The following is a 17,261-nucleotide window of genomic DNA, read 5'->3' as shown; positions in this document are numbered from 1 at the left end:
GACCCTTTCGTCGGGCATTGTTGGGTCAGGGGGCTCGGAGGACCTCCAGCAGCGGGGCCAGGCCGCCCTCGCGGGTGACGGCACCGCCGACGCCGAGGGCCCCCGCGCCCGCGGCGAGGTACTCACGGGCGTTGCCGGCGTCGACCCCGCCGGTCGCGACGAACCGCGCCTCGGGGAACGGGCCGCGCATCTCGCGCAGCCAGCCCGGCCCGAGCGAGCCGGCCGGGAACGCCTTGAGCCAGCCGCAGCCGGCGTTGAGCGCGTGGTGCACCTCGGAGGCGGTCGCGACCCCGGGCAGGTGCGGCAGCCCGGCGTCGAGGCTGGACCGCACGACGTCGAGGTCGAGGCCGGGCGCGACGGTGAACCGGGCCCCGGCCGCGACCGCCCGCTCGACCTGCTCGGCGCTGCGGACGGTGCCCGCCCCGACGAGGGCCCCGGGCGGTGCGGCCTCCGCGAGCGCCCGAAGGCAGTCGAGAGCTTCGGGCGTCTGAATCGGTACCTCCACCACGCCCAGCCCGCTGTCCCACACCGCCCGCGCCAGCTCCAGCGCCCGCGCGACGGGCACGCCGCGCAGAATGGCGACCAGCGGCCGTCCGTGCAGCAGCTCGTCGAACGTCATGACTGTCCCTCCTGGAGCGGTGGCAGGCCGAGCTTGCCCCGTGGTCCGGGGCGGAGCAGGGCGGCGGTCTGGGCCGCGCCGGCGCCGCCGTCGAGGACGAGTTCGGTGCCGGTCAGATGTGGGGCGGTGAGGACGTAGGCGACGGCGGCGGCGATGTCGTCGGGGGTGCCGAGGTGCTGGGTTTCGGTGAGGCGGGCGAGGTCGTCGGGGTCGGTGAGGCGGGTTTCGGTGTCGGGGGTGCGGACCCAGGCGGGGGCGATGGTGACGGCGCGGATGCCGTGGCGGGCGTAGTCGACGGCGAGCTGGCGGGTGAGGGCGGCGAGGGCGGCTTTGGATGCGCTGTAGGCGGGCAGGGCGGGGAAGTGGCGGGTGGCGTGGATGGAGCCGATGGTGATGATGACGCCGTGGCCGGCGGCCATCATGGCGGGCAGGACGGCGCGGGCGCACAGGAACGCGGACGTGACGTTGGTGTCCATGACGTGGTGCCAGGCTTCGAGGGTGGTCTCGTGCGCGGGGGCACCGGCGGTGATCCCGGCGCAATGAACAAGGGCCTTCACCAGGCCGGCATCGGCGAGCGCGGCCCGCACGCCTTCCTCGGTGGTGAGGTCGCCGTCGGCGCGGTCGACGCCGTGGACCTGGTAGCCGTCGGCGGCGAGCCGGGCCGCGACCGCCGACCCGATGCCGCCGGCCGCGCCCGTCACCACCACTGTCATGCGACGCTCATTTGCCTCATGCGGTGCTCACTTGTCTCATGCGGTGCTCACTTGTCTCATGCGGTGCTCACTTGTCTCATGCGGTGCTCACTTGTCTCATGCGGTGCTCACTTGTCTCGTGCGACGCTCACTTGATGAGCGCGTTCATCCGGTCGCGGGCCGAGGCGAGCGCGTCCTTCGGCGTCTTCTTGCCGATGAGGATCGACTGCACCTCCTCGGCGAGGACCTTCTCCATCTGCGAGAACTGCGGATACCCCCAGAACGGGCTGGCACTGGAGTTCGCACCGATCTGCGCACTGAAATCGGTCGCGAACTTGTCGTTCTTCACCGCCGTATCCGCCAAACCCGCATTCGTCGTCGGCGGCAACCCCGTCCTGGTGAACCAGTCCACCGCATACCCCTTATCGGTGGTGACCGTCTTCGCGAAGTTCGCCGCCGCGGCCGCCCCCGCACCGTTCATCACCGCGATCACCTGACCCCAGGCCAGATGCCGAGGCTTGTCCCCACCGGCCTTCACCGGCCGCGCCACCGGCTGCAACTTCGCCGCAAGATCCTTGTCCGGCGACGACTTCGTCACCGTCGCCTTCCCACCGATCGCATCCTCATAGAACGCGGTCTTCCCCTGCGACATCAACGCCCGCGCATCAACCCGGTTCACATCCGGCGCGATCAGCTTCTGGTCATACAACTTCTTATACCAGGTCAACGCCTCAACACTGCCGTCATCCCCGATCACAATCCGGTTGTCCCGCACAATCGGCGACCCGAACTCCCACATCCACGGAATGACATCCTTGAGCTGGTCCACCTTCGTCATACCCGCCCACGGCACAATCCCGTTCCCGAGCCCCTTCACCGCCGTCAACGCCGCCTCGAACTCGGCCACCGTCTTCGGCGGAGCCGTCACCCCCGCCCGCGTCAGCAACTCGTTGTTGGCGATCAGCCCGATCCCGGCGAACGTCCACGGCAACCCGTACTGCACCCCGTTCGACTGCCCCAACGCCAACGCCGCCGGCGCATAATCCAGCCCGCCCACCACACTCCGCAGATCCACCAACTTCCCCGTCGCCGCCAGGGTCGCCAGCCACGCCACATCGAGCTGGATCGCCCCCTTCAACTGACCACCCTGCACCTGCAACAGCAACTGATTCAGATAATCGTTGTACGGATACGACGGCGTCGTGATCTTCACACCGGCATTCGCGGCACTGTACTTATCGATCGCATCCTGCATCGGCTGCTTCGTCACCGCCTCGTTGAACGACCACGACGTGAACGGAAACTCCTTCACCCCGTCATCCTTGAGGCCTTCGGAGCCGGCCGGGGTGGGCGCGCTGGTAGACGGCGCGCACGCGGCGAGAGCGGCAGCGCTTGCTGATATGCCGAGTGCGCTCAGAAACGAGCGTCGAGTGATGTCCATTTGCGACTCTTTTCGGTCCTAGGGGCGTCCTGAGCGTCTGTTCGGGGTGCTCAGCCCTGCACGTCTTTGCACGTCTTCCCGGGGTGGCCAAGCCCCTCCACGTCGTCCCGGGGGCGGCTCAGCCCTTTGCACGTCTTTCCGAGCGGCTAAGCCTGTCAGCGTCTCTGGCGGCTCAGCCTCTCCACGTCTCTGACGGCTCAGCCTCTCCACGTCTTTCTGGTGGCTCAGCCTTCTCACGTCTTTCTGGGGTGTTCAGCCTTTTACAGCGCCGGAGGTCAGGCCGGCGACGAGATAGCGCTGCAGAACGGTGAAGCCGATGACGACAGGGAGGGACACGACGAGGGAGGCCGCCATGAGATCGGGCCAGGCCGTCTCGAACTCGCCGAGGAACGTATTCACCAGACCCGGCGGCAGCGTCTGCTTGTCAGGCCCGGCAAGCGTCAGGGCGAAAATGAAGTCGTTCCAGCCGCGGATGAACGCGAACAGTCCCGTGGCGACGAGGCCGGGCAGCGAGACCGGCAGCAGAATGCGATGGATGATCGCACCCTGCCCGGCCCCGTCGACCTTCGCCGCCTCGATGAGCTCATCGGGGATGGTGTCGAAGAAGCCCTTCAGCATCCACACGCACAGCGGCAGCGTGAAGGTGGTGAAGGACAGAATCAGCGCCAGGTACGAGTTGAGCAGACCGGCCTGACTGAACACGAGGTACAACGTGATGAGCAGCAGGGCCTGCGGAAACATCTGCGAGGCCAGCACGAGGTACATGAGCGAACGGCGGCCGCGGTACCGGAACTTCGCGAACGAATAACCGGTGTAGGCGGACACGATGACGGTGAGCACCGCGGTGAGCGCCGAGACGATGAGCGAGTTCAGCAGGTACCGCAGCAGCTTGGGATTTTGGAAGATGTTCCCGAAGTGCTCGAACGTGATGTGGTCGGGCACGAAGTGCGGCGGAAACCGGAACACTTCCTGCGTAGGCGTGAGCGCGGTGACCAGGACCCAGTAGATCGGCCCGAACGCAAACACCCCGATTATCGCAACGGTGCTGGCAGCGAGAAACGTACGTGGCCGCCGAGGCTTACGCAGGGCAGGCCGTTGCTCGGGGCCGGCTTCAACACGCACAAGTTCCTGCACAGTCATGCCCGCTCACCCCGCTCGGACAGGCGCACATAAACGACGGTCAGCCCCAGAATGAGCACCAGCCAGAGGGCGCCGAGGGCACTGGCGGTGCCGAGGTCGAAGGCTTTGAAGGCGGTGTCGTACACCGCGACGGCGAACGTCGTCGTCGAGCCGGCCGGCCCACCACCCGTGAGCACATAGATCATGTCGAAGTGCTGCACATTCCAGATCACCTCGAGCAGCACGACAATCCCGAGAATCCCCCGCAGATGCGGCAACGTCACATGCCAGAACCGCGCCACCGCACCCGCACCATCCAGCGCCGCCGCCTCATGCAACGCCGCCGGCACCGTCTGCAGACCCGCCAGCAACATCACCATGATCCACGGGAAACTCGCCCACGACTTCGCCACCACGATCGCCGCCATCGCCGTACCCGGCTGCCCCAACCACGACACCGGCTCATCCACCAGATGCATCGTCGTCAGCAACCCATTGAGCAGCCCATAGTTCGCATTGAAAATCCACAGCCAGATGAACGACACGACGACACCCGGGATGACCCACGGCATCAGGAACAGACCGCGCAGCACCGCACGGCCGCGGATGCGCGAGTTGAGCGCGAGGGCCAGAGCGAAGCCGATGAGCACGGGCACGACCGTCGAGCCGATGGTGAAGACGACGGTGTGCCCGAGGACGGGCCAGAAGTTCTGGTGCAGGACGGTGGTGAAGTTGTCGAGTCCGGCGAAGGAGCGGCCGGGCAGGACCAGGCTCTGGTGGAACAGGCTGGTGGACAGGGCACCGACCAGGGGGTACAGCACGACGGCACCCAACAGCGCGAGAGCCGGCAGGGTGAGCAGGAAGCCGAAGGTGCGGTCTTTCATCGCCGCTCCCCGATTTCGAACGAAAACGCGCACTGGTCATTCATCGCGACTCCTCGGCGCGGACGACGCCGTGCAGAAACGCGCACCGATGCGCTCACCGCGACATCGCCGGGCGCACGGTGCCGTGCAGAAACGCACACCGGTCCGCGCACCGCGACCTCTCGGCGCGGACGACATCTTGCACAAACGCAAACTGGCTCGCTCACCGCAGCCTCTCCACGCGGCCGGCGCCGTGCAGAAACGCGCACCAGCTCGCTCATCGCGACACCTCCGCGCGGACGACGCCGCGCAGAAACGCACACCAGCTCGCGCACCGTGGCATGTCCGCGCGGACAACGCGGACCACGGCGCGCAGAAACGCACACCAGTTCGCGCACCGCGACACCTCCGCGCGGACGACGCCGCGCAGAAACGCACACCAGCTCGCGCACCGCAGCAACTCCGCCCGAACGCGGCCGAGCGCAAACGCGCATCAAGGCGTTCATCGCGGCTCCTCCGCGCGGGCGATGCCGACCGGGAACGCGCCCTGGTGGCCCGGGCCCACGTAGCCGAGGCCGATGCTTATCGAGTCCGCGGCCTCGATGACGCTTCGCGCCAGCTCCGGCTCGCGGTTCGGCAGATCGATCGCCGACAGCGGACCGGAAACGGACAACGCCGCAGCCACGCCGCCGGTTGCGTCGCGGATCGGCGCGGCGAGACAGGCGCGGCCCAGCGCGAGCTCCTCGACCTCGGCGAAGTACCCGCGCGCCAGCGACCGCTGGATCTCGGTGTCGAGCGCGTCGTGGTCGGTGATCGTCCTCGGCGTGTACGACATGAAGAACGGGCCCGGAAGCACCTCCCGGCGCTCCCGCGGATCGACGCCGCTGAGCAGCGCCTTGCCCAGCCCCGTGGCGTGCAACGGATTGTGCTGCCCGGCGAGGGTGAAGGAGCGCGGCGCCTGGCGGCCCTCGAAGTTGAGCAGGTAGAAGAGGCGGATGTCGCGGCGCACCGCGACGTTGACGCCGAGGCCGACCTCGGCCGCAAGGTTCTGCGCGATCTGGCGCGCCTCGCGGTGCACGGGATGCGCGTTGAGCACGGCGCCGCCGAGGCTGACGGTGTCCAGGCCCAGGCGGTACAGCCCGCTGATCGGGTCGCGGTCGACGAACCCGGCCGCCTCCAGGGTTCCCAGCAGGCGCGAGGCCGTGGACAGGCCGAGGTCGGCGAGCTTGGCAACGTCAGAAACGCGCAGTTCGCTCCGTCCGGTCGTGAACACTCGCAGGACGGTCAGCGCGCGGTCGACGCTCTGGTTGCTTCCGGCATCCGCTGCCATCGGACCTCTCTCGCCACGACTCTGGAAATTGCTTGCGCGATACGGAAAGATATCCCGCATGTTGCAAGCGGTCAACCGCATCGTGAGGATGCCTTGTGAAGATCGTTGATGTGGCCACGTGGGCCGTGAAGCTGCGCGGCGAGGACGTGTACCTCGGCGCGGCGACCCGCGAGGCCTCCGACCGGCCGTACTACCAGCGCCCGCCCTGGCGCAGCCTCTACTCCGACCGCTACGAGACCATGATCGTGCGCTTGACCTGCGACGACGGCACGGTCGGGTGGGGCGAGTGCCTGGCCCCGGTCGGGCCCGAGGTGGCCCAGGCGATCGTCGACCGCCTGCTCGCGCCGGTACTGCTCGGCGCCGACCCCCGGCCCGTCCGGCCCCTGTGGTCGCGACTGTCCGGCCTCATGCGCGAGCGCGGACACCTCGGCGGACACCAGGCCGACGCCCTCGCCGCTGTGGACATCGCGCTCTGGGACCTGGCCGGAAAGGCGGCCGGCCTACCGGTGTACGCCCTGCTCGGCGGCGCCTTCCGAGACCCCGTCCCGACGTACGTGTCGGGCCTTCCAGTCCCGGACGACGCCGCCCGCGCCGAGCTGGCCCGCAACTGGCTTGCACAGGGTGCAACTCATGTGAAGCTCCATCTCGGGCACGGCGTGGAGCGGGACCTGGCCACCTATGACGCCGTGGCGGCGACGGGGATGCGGGTGGCCGTCGACGCGCACTGGGCGTACGACCTCAGTGACGCGCTGCGACTCGGCCGTGCACTTGATGAGCGCGGTGCGTGGTTCCTGGAGGCGCCGCTGTCCCCGGAGGACCTGGAGGCACACCGAGAGCTCGCGGCGGCGCTGATCACGCCGGTCGCGGTCGGCGAGGCGATGCGGCACCGGTACGAGTTCCGGCAGTGGTTGCAGACTCGCGCACTCGACCTTGCACAACCCGACATCGGCCGCACCGGCATCACCGAGGCGATGGCGATCGCGGAGGTCGCGGCCGCTTTCCATGTCCCGGTTGCGCCGCATCATTCGGTCGGGCTCGGCGTGGTACTGGCGGCGGGTTTGCACGTAGCGGCGGCGATCGAAGCCATGCCGGCCTTCGAGTTCCAGCCCGGCCCGTTCCCCGTCGCCAACCGAATCCTGACCGCCCCGCTGGCCGGCGGCCCCGGCTCGTTCCCCCTGCCGACGGCGCCCGGCCTGGGCGTCGACGTCGACATCACCGCGCTCGTGGAGGATCAGTGACCCGCTCGTCCGATGTTCGTGGCCTCATTCCGGTGCTGGCCACGCCCTTCCAGCCCGGTGGGGCGCTCGACCTGGACAGCCTGCGCCGCCTGGTCGCGTTCAATGCGCACTCCGGCGCCGACGGCGTGGCGGTGTTCGGTTTCGCCAGCGAGGGCTTCGCGCTGACCGCCGAAGAGCGAAAGCAAATTCTGGCAACGGTACTCGCTGAGCTCCCCCCCGAAGCCCCAATCGTCGCCGGCATCTCCGCGACCGGCACCGCCGACGCGATCGCCCAGTCCCGCGCCGCCGCCGACGCCGGGGCCACGGTCGGCATGGTGATCCCGCCGTTCATGGTGAAGCCCTCCCCCGCACAGATCGTGGACTTCTACGGCACCGTCGCTACCGAGGGTGGCCTACCCGTCATGATCCAGGACGCGCCCGCCTCCACCGGGGTGAACCTGCCGGTACCGCTGATCGCCGAACTCTCCAAACTGGACGGCGTAACCTCCGCGAAGATCGAGACCCAGCCGACCGTCCCGAAACTGGGCGCAGTCGTGGCCGCCACCCCCGACGAATTCCTCGTACTGGGTGGACAGAACGCACTGTTCGTTTTGGACGAGTACGCGCGCGGCGCGGTAGGCACCATGCCCGCGAGCGAGTTCCCGGACCTGCTGGCTCCGGTACTGTCCGCACACGCATCAGGCGAACACAAAACCGCACGCGCCGCGTTCAATCGCCTACTGCCACTGATCCGCTTCGGCCTGCAGCCGGGCATAGCCTGGTCCATCCACAAACACGTCCTGCACCACCGCGGCGTAATCGAGTCCACAACGGTCCGCGCACCAGCGACGGACGCGGACGAGGGAACGTTGAAGGCGCTGGACGAAATCCTGACGGACTTGGGCCTGTGACACGACCATTCGCAGCATCCCCGCACGGGGGCGATTCCCCCGCGGCCGATCCTCGTGCGGCCGATCCTCGTGCGGCCGATCCTCGTGCGGCCGATCCTCGTGCGGCCGGTCTCGACGCGAGCGGTCTCGACGTGGCCGATTCCAATGTGGCCGATTCGGATGCGACTGGTCCTGACGCGGCCGGCCCCAATACGAGCCGTCTCGACGCGGCCGATTCCAACGCCGCTGATTCCGATGCGACTGGCCCTGACGCGACAGGTCCTGACGCGAGCAGCCCCGACACGGCTGATTCCGGCGCGGCTGGTCCCGACGCGGCCGATTCCGATGCCGTCGGTTCCTCCGCGGCTGATGGTCATGTGGCCGGTTCGCCTGCGGCCGGTTCCTCAACGACCGGTCCGCTGGTGGTCGGGCTAGGCGAGGCGATGGTCCTCTTCCAGCCCGCCTCCGGGGAGTCACTATCGGCTTGTGCGACTACATCCGTGCACGTCGCCGGGGCGGAGCTGAACCTCCTCGCCGCGGTACGCCGGGCAGGCGTGCGCGCCGCATTCTGCAGCCGGGTCGGGTCCGATCCATTCGGCGAACGCGTGCTGGCGGCAGCCGCCGGCCTGGGGGTGGAAACGGATCTCGTAGCCGTAGATCCGACGCGCCCGACCGGCGTGTTCGCCAAGGAAGTGCGCGAAGACGGAGCCCGCCGCGTGTACTACTACCGCGCCGGCTCGGCCGCCTCAGCCCTGGACGAATCCGACGTCCTCCGAGCTCTGGCGTCCGGCCCAACGGTGGTGGCGGTATCGGGTCTGACCGCCGCCCTGGGCGACGGCCCGCGACGCGCGTTAACCCGCCTGGGGCGCCTGGTGGCGGAGTTGCGGACAAACCCCGACGCAACCCGACACACCCAACTGCACGCCACGGACACTCACGACGACAAATCCGAACACCCACCACTGCACACGACGAACACACGGATCGACGCACCCGCGAGCTCAGCACTGCACACGACGCACACTCGGATCGACGCACCCGAACAACAAGCACCACACGCGACGCGCACCCAAGACACCACGACTAAGCACACAGCACTGCACACGGCGCACACTCAGGACGACGAATTCGAGCACCCGGCAGTGCACGTGACGCACACTCCGGACGACGCGGAGCGGCGGGTGTTGACGAAGGCGGGGCAGGCGCAAGAGGTACTGCTGGCCTTGGATCCGAATCTGCGGCCCGGACTGGCGCCGGTGACGGACCTGTTGCGAGAGCTGCTGCCAGTGACATCGTTTCTGTTGCTCGGCATCGACGAGGCCGGGCCGTTGCTCGGAACCGAAGAGCCGGGCGAGGTGTTCCGGCGGGCGGCGGCGCTGGGGGTCGGTGAAGTGGTGCTCAAGGCCGGGGCGGATGGATGCTGGTACGCCGGTGCCGACGGGCCTGAGCATCTGCCGAGCGCCGCCGTCCACGTGGTCGATCCTGTCGGGGCGGGGGATGCTTTCGCGGGCGCGTACCTGGCGGCGCGGCTGCGCGGGATCGCGCCGCGCGGGGCCGCCTGGCTGGGAACCCGATTCGCCGCGGGTGTGGTCGCGGCTCCTGGCGATACCGATGGGCTTCCCGATGCCGATGAGGCGGCTGCTCTGTTTGAAGCCGCCCACCTCCAGACGGCCGCCGATGCGCATCCGGGCTCCGATTAGGCGGCGCTGCTGCTCGATGCTGTCCACCAACGATGCCCGCCGGCGGGCTTCACAACGCCCCGACCAGACAACGGCACCGCCCGCCGCCGCCCACCACGCACGCCGGCGGGCCTCCCGACGCGAATGAGTCAACGCACTGCCCGCGACCGCCCACCCACGCGCGCCGACCGGCGAGCTCCCGACGCCAACCAGACAACGGCACCGTCCGAGACCGCCAACCCGCGCACGCCGCCGGGCCTCCCGACGCCGACCACACAACGGCACTGCCCGCGACCGCCCGCCTACAGATGGCCGCCGACGTGCCGATGAAGGGGACAGACCCCACCAGTACGTAGGGAGCCCACACCATGCCCGGAGCGATCTCCTGGCTCATGCCGAAGGTCAGGCTCAGCGACGCGGCGTTCCGGTCCCGGCACCGGGCGCTGACCGTGGTGCTTTGGCTGCACGCGCCTGTGCTCGTGGTGCTCGCGGTCGTAAACGGACATGCGGTCGTGGGGAAACATGCGCACGGTGCGGCTTGGCTGGTCTGGTGTTTCATTGCGGGTGCTGTTTTGTGTGCGTTGGTTGCCGGTATTGCGCGGACGCGGCGGGGTGGCTCCGGGGCCGTGTCGATCGGGTTGCTGCTGGCGGCCATGGCGCTCGTGCACGCCGGGAACGGGCTCACCGACCTGCACTTTCACTTCTTTGTGGTGTTGGGGCTGATCAGCCTGTACCAGGACTGGCTTCCGCTCTTTCTGGGCATCCTGATCGTCGGCGTCCATCACCTCGTGATCGGCATGACGATGCCCGAGACGCCGCAGGCCCTGGCTCACCCGGTCTGGTTTTCGTTGCTGCACATCGTGTTCGTGGTCGCGATGTGCGCGACGCAACTGACGTACTGGCGCTTTGCGGCCGCCGCCGAGACCGAGGCCGACATCGAGCGCGAGCGGCTCGCGACCGACAACCAGGAGCAGCTGCGCGCGGCGGCCGACAATGCGAACCAGCGCGAGGAGAGCGCCGCGGCCAACACCGCCGAGCAGGTGGCGCGCAGTGAGCAGCTCGGCCGGCGGCTCGAGACGGTGCTCGCCGACGTCGCCGCCGCCGGGGTCCGCCTCGGCGCCGAGGCCGGCTCGGCGACGAGGCCAGCTCGGCGACGAGGCCAGCTCGGCGAAGGTCCCACACGGCAGCGCCGGGCAAACTCAGCGCGACGAAGGCGTCAGCGCCGCCCCAACCTGCTCGACCAGCCCAGACATCTCAAACGCAACCTGCCCCACATCACACCCCGGCTGCACCATCGCCGCCAGGCTCGCCAGCGTGTCGCCCTCCCCGAGGGCCATCACGAACAACAGGCTGCGCCCCATCTCGACGATAGTGCGCACCACCGGCCCGGCCTCGGTCGTAGCCGAGAGACCCTGGGCCAGCGAAACGATCCCCGCGACCATCGCCGCCAACTGGTCGGCACGCTCCGGCGGCAGCTCGCTCGACGACGCCACGAGAAGGCCGTCGCCCGACACGGCGACGGTGTGGCGCACCCCGGTGACACGCTGTGTGAAGCCGCTCAGCAGCCAGTCCAGCCCCGTGGTCGGTGTCATGCCGAGGATCGTCCTTCCGTCGCGTGCTGGTAGCCGGACATGAGGTCGCGGGCGGCGTCGGGTTCGAGGTCCACCGTAGGACCGTCCGGCGTCTGCACGAGACCCGGCACGACGGGGACGAGGGTCGAGCGCGGGTGCGGTACGTCGACCGGCTCGCCGCCGGGCAGGGCCTGGCCGCGCTCGAACGGGCGGGGCGGCAGGCGGCGCGCCACGGGCGGGTCGAGCGCCGGCGCGGGCGCGTCCAGGACTAGGCCGGCCGGGAGGTGCACGACGGCGCGCAGGCCGCGGCCCGACGGGGGCGGGCGCAGCGTGACGGTCAGGCCGTGCCGGGCGGCCAGGCGGGCGACGACCGCCAGGCCGATGTGGTGGGCCTCGGCGGCGTCGAGCGGGGGCGGGTCGGCGAGGCGGGCGTTGAGCTCGGCGAGGCGCTGCGGGTCGAGGCCGGGGCCGCGGTCGGCGACCTCCACGACGGCGCCACCCTCATCGCGGCGGGCCTCGACGAGCACCGGGCGGTCGGGCGGGCCGTAGCGGGTCGCGTTGTCGAAGAGCTCCGTGAGCAGGTGTACCACGTCGTCCACGGCGTCGGGGGCCACGTGCGCGTCGGGGGCGATCATCGAGTACTCGATGCGCGGGTAGTCCTCGATCCGCGACTGGGCGGCACGGAGGAGGTCCAGCAGGGTCACGGGGTCGCGGCGGCCCACGCCCGTGTCGCCGCCGGCCAGCACGAGCAGGCTCTGGTTGTCGTGGCGGATGCGCGTGGCCAGGTGGTCGAGGGCGAAGAGCTGGGCCAGGCGGTCCGGGTCGGCCTCGTCGCGCTCGGCCGCGTCGAGGTGGTGGACGAGCTCGTCGGCGAGGTGCTGGCTGCGCCGGGCCAGGCCGATGACCGCGGCGGAGGTGCCGGCGCGCAAGGCGGCCTGTTCGGCCACGGCGCGGGCGGCTTCCTGGCGTACCACCTGGAACTCTTCGGGATCGATCGGCGGCGCCGTGCGGGGGCGCCGGGCGACGTGACCACGCCGGGTGACGTACGCGAAACGCAGCGCCAGCGCGATCGAGGCGGCCGCGACGGCCAGCACCGCGGCCAGCCCGGCGATCAGGGTGCGGCGCTGCTCGCCGCGGGTGGCGGCGGCGACGCGGGCCTCGTCGGTGCCCGCGAAGCCGACGAGGCCGGTGAGGGACTCCAGGGCCGGCTGCGGGTCGCCGGCCAGGCCGTTGGGCACCTGGGCGAGCCGGTCGCGCCAGGCCGCGGGCGCGGTCTCGCCGAAGCGGCGCAGGGCGTCGAGGTGGGCGGCCTCGTGCGCGGCGAGGTTCTCGTGCCAGGCCGGCGTGTCGGCGCTGCGCCGCTCGAGCAGCTGGATCTGCGCGAGCTGCTCGCGGGCGACGGCGAGCCAGCCCGACGCGCGCAGGACGGCGTTCACCGGCGAGGGGGCGGCGCGGCGCGGCAGATCCTGCCGCAGCTCGACGAATTCGCTGATCATTTGGGTGTACTGCATGAGAAAACCGCCCGCCGCGACCTCCTGGGCCGCCGCGGACACCCGGCTGCGCAGGTCGGCCAGCCCCTCCGGCGGTCGCGGCAGGACCGCGTCGGTGGCCCCGGTCTGGGCGGTGTACGCCGCGCGCGCCTGGTCGGAGCCGGTGACCAGCAGGTTCAGCGCGGCGAGGCGCTCGCGGGACAGCTCGGTCGCGGCCCGGTCGGCGGCCGTCCCGGCGGTGACGGCGGCGCGCGGGTCGTCCATGCGCCCGCTCGGGCCCGTGTAGAGGTACGCGGCCACGCCCGCGAGCGCGAGCAGGCCCAGCAGGGGCAGGAGCAGTACCGTCGCCAGGCGCGGCCCCGAAGGGCGCCCGGCGGGAGCAGCATCGACCAGCACCGCTACCCCCTGCCATAGTCCGGTTACTTATGCGTACCACCCTTAGCGTTCGGTACGGAAGAGATGACTTTGAGTGAACGCCGGGTTTGCCCTCATTCACGAGGAAGGCGGGGCACTTAAGCAAGAAGAAAGGCAAAGTTGAGGCGGCCTCGCGCCCTGCCGCTTGAGGGCTGATCGAAGGCTCACTAGATTCGCTAGCGTGCCAGAACGGCTCTTCCCGGACGACGAGCCGGGCGACGCGCCCAAGAAGGTCAAGGGCGCATTCTTCTCCGACTTCACCGGCGAGTTCCCGGTGCCGCGCATCCTGCAGCGGCGCCCGGGCGAGCCGGCGGCCGACGCGCCGAAAAAGCGGGCCGGCGGGCCCGCGCCCGCTTGGATGCGCACCGGCCGCCCCGCCCTGCACGAGCTGACCCGCAACCGCCGCCAGGCCCTCATGGCCCTCGGCGGCGGCGCCGTCGCCCTGGGCGCGCTCGGCACCGGCGCCGCGGCCGTGTTCGGCCCGCCCTCCGCCGGCCCCGACGACTTCGTCAAGACCGGCAGCGGGGGCGGCAACGTGTCGCCGCGCGACGCCGGCTCGTTCTCCAACCGCGACGCGAGCTACACCAGCGGCCAGGGCGACCTCAACGACCTCGGCGCGGCGGGCACCGCGGACACGCCGTCGGCCGCCGCCGTCGCCGCGATGCGGGCCACCCCGCGCTTCCCGACGCCGCTGAACCGCGACCCGGTGCTGCACCTGCTCCGCCGCGCCACGTTCGGCCCGACGCCGGCCGACGTGGCCCTGGTCAAGCAGCTCGGCATCGACGCCTGGATCGACCAGCAGCTGGAGCCGGACAAGATCGCCGACCCGGTCGCGGACGCCGCGCTCCAGGCCGTACCGACCGCCACCATGACCACGGCGGAGATCCGCACGACGGTCAAGGACGGCGACAACAAGGCCCAGATGGACCTCACCAAGGCCGTCATCGCGCGGCAGATGTGGAGCAGCCGGCAACTGCTCGAGGTGATGGTCGACTTCTGGAACAACCACCTCAACGTCACGAGCCCGTTCGACGGCGGCTGGGACGTGCGCGGCCCGTACGACACCGGGGTGATCCGCAAGCACGCGCTGGGCAAGTTCTCCGACATGCTCATCGCCTCGGCCCGCGACCCGGCGATGATGCGGTACCTCGACAACACCTCCTCGGACCGGCGCAACGTCAACGAGAACTACGGCCGCGAGCTGCTGGAGCTGCACACCGTCGGCATCGACGGCGGGTACAACGAGAAGGACGTGCGCAACTCGGCGTACCTCATGACCGGGCGCACCGCGACGCGCGACGGCCTGTTCAAGTACGAGCAGAACAAGCACTGGACCGGCGCGGTGAAGGTGCTGGGGTTCCAGCACGCCAACAAGTCGGCCAAGGACGGTCTGGCGGTCGGCGACGCCTACCTGCTGTACCTGGCCACCCACCCCTCGACCGCCCGCTACGTCGCGCGCAAGCTCTGCGTGCGCTTCGTGTGCGACACCCCGCCGCAGGGGCTGGTGGACCGGCTCGCGAAGACGTACCAGGAGAGCGGCTCGGCCATCGTGCCGGTGCTGAAGGTGCTGTTCCGGTCGCTGGAGTTCTGGATCGCGACCGGCCTGAAGACGCGCCGCCCGCTCGAGAACTTCATCGCCACCGGACGTGTCGTCGGTACCACTCCGGGCGCCGACACCGCCAAGGCGCTCGACGATCTCTACAACTTCACGAACAAGCTGGGGCAGCCGCCGCTGGGCTGGGGGCCGCCGGACGGCTACCCCGACGTGGCCACGGCGTGGAGCTCGGCCGCGGGCATGCTGGAGACGTGGAACGCGCACCGGGCGTTCCTGCAGCAGCAGTGGAAGGGCCTGAACAACCCGAAGGCCGACAGCCTGGTCTCGCAGCCCGCGGCGACGCTCGGCACCTACCTCGACGTACTGGCCAACCGCCTGGTCTTCCAGCCGATGCAGCCGGCCGAGAAGGACGCGCTCATCAAGTTCCTCGCGTCCAAGGCCGACACCCGCATCACCGACAACAACCTCGGCGGCAAGCTGCCCCTGCTCGCGCCGCTGATCCTCGACTCCGTCTACCACGCGCTGCGGTGAGGCCCATGAGCAACGACTTTCCCGAGGGCGAGCGGCGCCCCCAGAGCCTCGAGGAGCTGCACCGCCACGGCCCCAACCTGTGCGAGGCGGCCATCCGCGTGCACGCGGAGAAGGTCACCGACGAGCTCGCCGCCGAGCGCGAGCAGTGGAGCCGCGGCTTCACCCGCCGCCGGCTCGTGCAGGGCGCCGGCTTCGTCGGCGTGGCCGCGCTCGGCACCCAGCTGGTGACCAGCCGGGTCTCGTTCGCCGCGCCGGAGGACAACAAGAACACGCTCATCGTCATCTTCCTGCGCGGCGGGATGGACGGGCTGTCGGTCGTGGCGCCCGGCGACGACGCCAACTACAAGCAGATGCGGCCGAACATCGCGGTGCCGATGGCGGCGATGAAGGCGGCCGGGCGCGGCTTCGGCCTCAACCCGGCGATGACCGGCCTGTACCCGCTGTGGGACGCCGGCAAGATGGCCGCCGTGCACGCCGTGGCCTCACCCGACGCCAGCCGCAGCCACTTCCAGGCCCAGGACGCGCTCGAGCGCGGCGCGGCCTCGGTCGCGGTACGCACCGGCTGGCTCGACCGGGTGCTCGCCCAGATGGGGCCGGGCACCACGTTCCGCGCGATCGCGCAGGGCTCGGCGCTGCCCCGTTCGCTCGTCGGCGGCGAGCAGGCGATCGTGCTCAACGGCATGCGCGACTTCCGCATCGACAACGACAACATGCGCACCCAGACGATGGATGCGCTGAAGACGCTGTACACCGGGCTGGACCACCCGCTCGCGGGCACCGCCGGCTCGACGCTGCAGGCCATCACGACCGCGCAGAAGCTCGCGACCACGCAGTACCGGCCGGCCGAGGGCGTGCAGTACCCCGGCGGCGGCCTGGCCGACCGGCTGCGCGACATCGCCCAGCTGCTCAAGGCCAACGTGGGGCTGCGCATCGCCGCGCTCGACGTCGGTGGCTGGGACATGCACACCAACCTCGGCCGGGTCGACGGCGGCGACATGAAGAACTCGCTGACCAACATGTCCGACGCGATCGGCGCGTTCTGCACGGACATCGGGCCGCAGCTGGAGAACACGACGATCGTCACGATGAGCGAGTTCGGCCGGCGCGTGCAGGAGAACGGCAACTCGGGCGTCGACCACGGCCACGGCAACGCGATGCTGCTCTTCGGCGGCGGGCTCAACGGCGGCAAGGTGCACGGCAACTGGCCCGGGCTGGCCCCGGCCGCCCTCGACCAGGGCGACGTGGCCGGCGCCAACGACTACCGCGACATCCTCGCCGAGATGCTCAAGAAGCGCTTCGGGGTCAGCGACTCCGCGGCGATCTTCCCCAACCACGACTTCAAGCAGCTGGGCGTGTTCAAAGGCTGAAGACCGCGCCCGTCGCCGTGCCGAGCGTGCACGCGTTGCCGAAGGTGTGGCGGTAGGCGACCTTGCGCCCCTTCCACGTGCCGTTCGCGGTCACGGTCACGGGGTCCCACTGCATGGTGCAAGCCCCGCCGTCGACCTGGAGCTTGTCGACCCGCCCGCCGACCTTGGCCAGCTGCCCGCACGCGGTGCGCGCCTGCCGGTGGCTGCCCCCGGCGGGCTGGCAGGTCAGCGACGCGCGGCGCTGCGCGGGCTGGGACGACTCGCCCTTGGCCACCGTGAGCACCAGCCGGATCGTCCGCGCGCCCGTCGACCCGGCCGCGAACGCCGCGCCCGGCGTCCCCGCCTCGGCCGCACCGAACGCCGTCAGCAGTACCGCCGCCGACGCGACCACCCGTGCTACACCCATTCGTGACCCCCATTGCACCTGAGTGCCCAGAGCCTACGCCGTTTTGTCCTAAACTACCGAAAAACGGGGATTCATCG

At 70.3% G+C, this 17,261-nt stretch carries 16 protein-coding genes; 5 read left to right on the top strand and 11 right to left on the bottom strand.

What is annotated here, in order from left to right:
• Window positions 1-25: 25 nt before the first annotated feature.
• The 6 genes from ACPPVO_RS11300 to ACPPVO_RS11275 form a co-directional block, all read right to left on the bottom strand.
• The gene (locus tag ACPPVO_RS11300; protein ID WP_426511158.1) at window positions 26-619 is read right to left on the bottom strand and encodes a bifunctional 4-hydroxy-2-oxoglutarate aldolase/2-dehydro-3-deoxy-phosphogluconate aldolase; all 594 of its coding nucleotides are present in this window, start codon (window positions 617-619) and stop codon (window positions 26-28) included.
• On the bottom strand, window positions 616-1,332 hold the full coding sequence (locus ACPPVO_RS11295) for an SDR family NAD(P)-dependent oxidoreductase (protein ID WP_426511157.1): 717 nt from the start codon (window positions 1,330-1,332) through the stop codon (window positions 616-618). The genes ACPPVO_RS11300 and ACPPVO_RS11295 overlap by 4 nt, the downstream gene beginning before the upstream one ends.
• Before the next feature lie 127 nt (window positions 1,333-1,459).
• Complete coding sequence (locus ACPPVO_RS11290; RefSeq protein ID WP_426511156.1) at window positions 1,460-2,752, bottom strand: ABC transporter substrate-binding protein; 1,293 nt, start codon at window positions 2,750-2,752, stop codon at window positions 1,460-1,462.
• 252 nt (window positions 2,753-3,004) lie between these two features.
• Window positions 3,005-3,778, bottom strand: a complete 774-nt coding sequence (locus tag ACPPVO_RS11285; RefSeq protein ID WP_426511155.1) for a carbohydrate ABC transporter permease — start codon at window positions 3,776-3,778, stop codon at window positions 3,005-3,007.
• A 110-nt stretch (window positions 3,779-3,888) separates the two neighbouring features.
• Window positions 3,889-4,755 carry a carbohydrate ABC transporter permease gene (locus ACPPVO_RS11280; RefSeq protein ID WP_426511154.1) on the bottom strand — a complete coding sequence of 289 codons (867 nt, stop codon included), beginning with the start codon at window positions 4,753-4,755 and terminating at the stop codon, window positions 3,889-3,891.
• Window positions 4,756-5,236: 481 nt separating this feature from the next.
• Window positions 5,237-6,064: an IclR family transcriptional regulator gene (locus tag ACPPVO_RS11275; protein ID WP_360383396.1), complete on the bottom strand. Its 828-nt coding sequence runs from the start codon at window positions 6,062-6,064 to the stop codon at window positions 5,237-5,239.
• Window positions 6,065-6,159: 95 nt separating this feature from the next.
• Here ACPPVO_RS11275 and ACPPVO_RS11270 point away from each other — a divergent pair, with 95 nt between their 5' ends.
• From ACPPVO_RS11270 to ACPPVO_RS11260, 3 genes are all read left to right on the top strand, one after another.
• Complete coding sequence (locus ACPPVO_RS11270; RefSeq protein ID WP_426511153.1) at window positions 6,160-7,302, top strand: mandelate racemase/muconate lactonizing enzyme family protein; 1,143 nt, start codon at window positions 6,160-6,162, stop codon at window positions 7,300-7,302.
• On the top strand, window positions 7,299-8,192 hold the full coding sequence (locus ACPPVO_RS11265) for a dihydrodipicolinate synthase family protein (RefSeq protein ID WP_426511152.1): 894 nt from the start codon (window positions 7,299-7,301) through the stop codon (window positions 8,190-8,192). Before ACPPVO_RS11270 ends, ACPPVO_RS11265 begins: the two co-directional genes overlap by 4 nt.
• Before the next feature lie 131 nt (window positions 8,193-8,323).
• On the top strand, window positions 8,324-9,871 hold the full coding sequence (locus ACPPVO_RS11260) for a sugar kinase (protein WP_426511151.1): 1,548 nt from the start codon (window positions 8,324-8,326) through the stop codon (window positions 9,869-9,871).
• Between the two features lie 281 nt (window positions 9,872-10,152).
• On the opposite strand, the gene ACPPVO_RS11255 is transcribed toward ACPPVO_RS11260, so the two are convergent.
• The 4 genes from ACPPVO_RS11255 to ACPPVO_RS11240 all read right to left on the bottom strand — a co-directional run bounded on the left by ACPPVO_RS11255 (window position 10,153) and on the right by ACPPVO_RS11240 (window position 13,307).
• Window positions 10,153-10,683 carry a hypothetical protein gene (locus ACPPVO_RS11255; protein WP_426511150.1) on the bottom strand — a complete coding sequence of 177 codons (531 nt, stop codon included), beginning with the start codon at window positions 10,681-10,683 and terminating at the stop codon, window positions 10,153-10,155.
• Window positions 10,680-10,880, bottom strand: coding sequence for a hypothetical protein (locus tag ACPPVO_RS11250; RefSeq protein ID WP_426511149.1), 201 nt, complete (start codon window positions 10,878-10,880; stop codon window positions 10,680-10,682). Before ACPPVO_RS11250 ends, ACPPVO_RS11255 begins: the two co-directional genes overlap by 4 nt.
• Before the next feature lie 169 nt (window positions 10,881-11,049).
• On the bottom strand, window positions 11,050-11,442 hold the full coding sequence (locus ACPPVO_RS11245) for a roadblock/LC7 domain-containing protein (protein ID WP_426511148.1): 393 nt from the start codon (window positions 11,440-11,442) through the stop codon (window positions 11,050-11,052).
• Window positions 11,439-13,307 (bottom strand): ATP-binding protein, encoded by a 1,869-nt coding sequence (locus ACPPVO_RS11240; RefSeq protein WP_426511147.1) that lies wholly within the window; start codon window positions 13,305-13,307, stop codon window positions 11,439-11,441. The genes ACPPVO_RS11245 and ACPPVO_RS11240 overlap by 4 nt, the downstream gene beginning before the upstream one ends.
• Window positions 13,308-13,506: 199 nt before the next feature.
• Here ACPPVO_RS11240 and ACPPVO_RS11235 point away from each other — a divergent pair, with 199 nt between their 5' ends.
• Together ACPPVO_RS11235 and ACPPVO_RS11230 are read left to right on the top strand one after the other, a co-directional pair.
• On the top strand, window positions 13,507-15,411 hold the full coding sequence (locus tag ACPPVO_RS11235; protein ID WP_426511146.1) for a DUF1800 domain-containing protein: 1,905 nt from the start codon (window positions 13,507-13,509) through the stop codon (window positions 15,409-15,411).
• Window positions 15,412-15,416: 5 nt separating this feature from the next.
• Window positions 15,417-16,778, top strand: coding sequence for a DUF1501 domain-containing protein (locus ACPPVO_RS11230; RefSeq protein WP_426511145.1), 1,362 nt, complete (start codon window positions 15,417-15,419; stop codon window positions 16,776-16,778).
• Here ACPPVO_RS11230 and ACPPVO_RS11225 read toward each other — a convergent pair.
• Entirely contained in the window at window positions 16,768-17,184 is a 417-nt protein-coding gene (locus tag ACPPVO_RS11225; RefSeq protein WP_426511144.1) for an SSI family serine proteinase inhibitor, read from the bottom strand. The genes ACPPVO_RS11230 and ACPPVO_RS11225 overlap by 11 nt on opposite strands.
• Between the last annotated feature and the right edge of the window lie 77 nt (window positions 17,185-17,261).

Origin of the sequence: Dactylosporangium sp. McL0621 (genome assembly GCF_049995355.1) — a bacterium.
Classification (GTDB): domain Bacteria; phylum Actinomycetota; class Actinomycetes; order Mycobacteriales; family Micromonosporaceae; genus Dactylosporangium.
The sequence above is the reverse complement of the archived record's forward strand: the minus strand, read 5'-3'. Positions and strand labels throughout refer to the sequence as shown.

Excerpts from the sequence above, each read along its gene's own strand:
- ACPPVO_RS11280 (WP_426511154.1), bottom strand. The coding sequence starts at position 4,755 with ATGAAAGACCGCACCTTCGGCTTCCTGCTCACCCTGCCGGCTCTCGCG.
- ACPPVO_RS11300 (WP_426511158.1), bottom strand. The coding sequence starts at position 619 with ATGACGTTCGACGAGCTGCTGCACGGACGGCCGCTGGTCGCCATTCTG.
- ACPPVO_RS11245 (WP_426511148.1), bottom strand. The coding sequence starts at position 11,442 with ATGACACCGACCACGGGGCTGGACTGGCTGCTGAGCGGCTTCACACAG.
- ACPPVO_RS11230 (WP_426511145.1), top strand. The coding sequence starts at position 15,417 with ATGAGCAACGACTTTCCCGAGGGCGAGCGGCGCCCCCAGAGCCTCGAG.
- ACPPVO_RS11290 (WP_426511156.1), bottom strand. The coding sequence starts at position 2,752 with ATGGACATCACTCGACGCTCGTTTCTGAGCGCACTCGGCATATCAGCA.
- ACPPVO_RS11295 (WP_426511157.1), bottom strand. The coding sequence starts at position 1,332 with ATGACAGTGGTGGTGACGGGCGCGGCCGGCGGCATCGGGTCGGCGGTC.
- ACPPVO_RS11275 (WP_360383396.1), bottom strand. The coding sequence starts at position 6,064 with ATGGCAGCGGATGCCGGAAGCAACCAGAGCGTCGACCGCGCGCTGACC.
- ACPPVO_RS11225 (WP_426511144.1), bottom strand. The coding sequence starts at position 17,184 with ATGGGTGTAGCACGGGTGGTCGCGTCGGCGGCGGTACTGCTGACGGCG.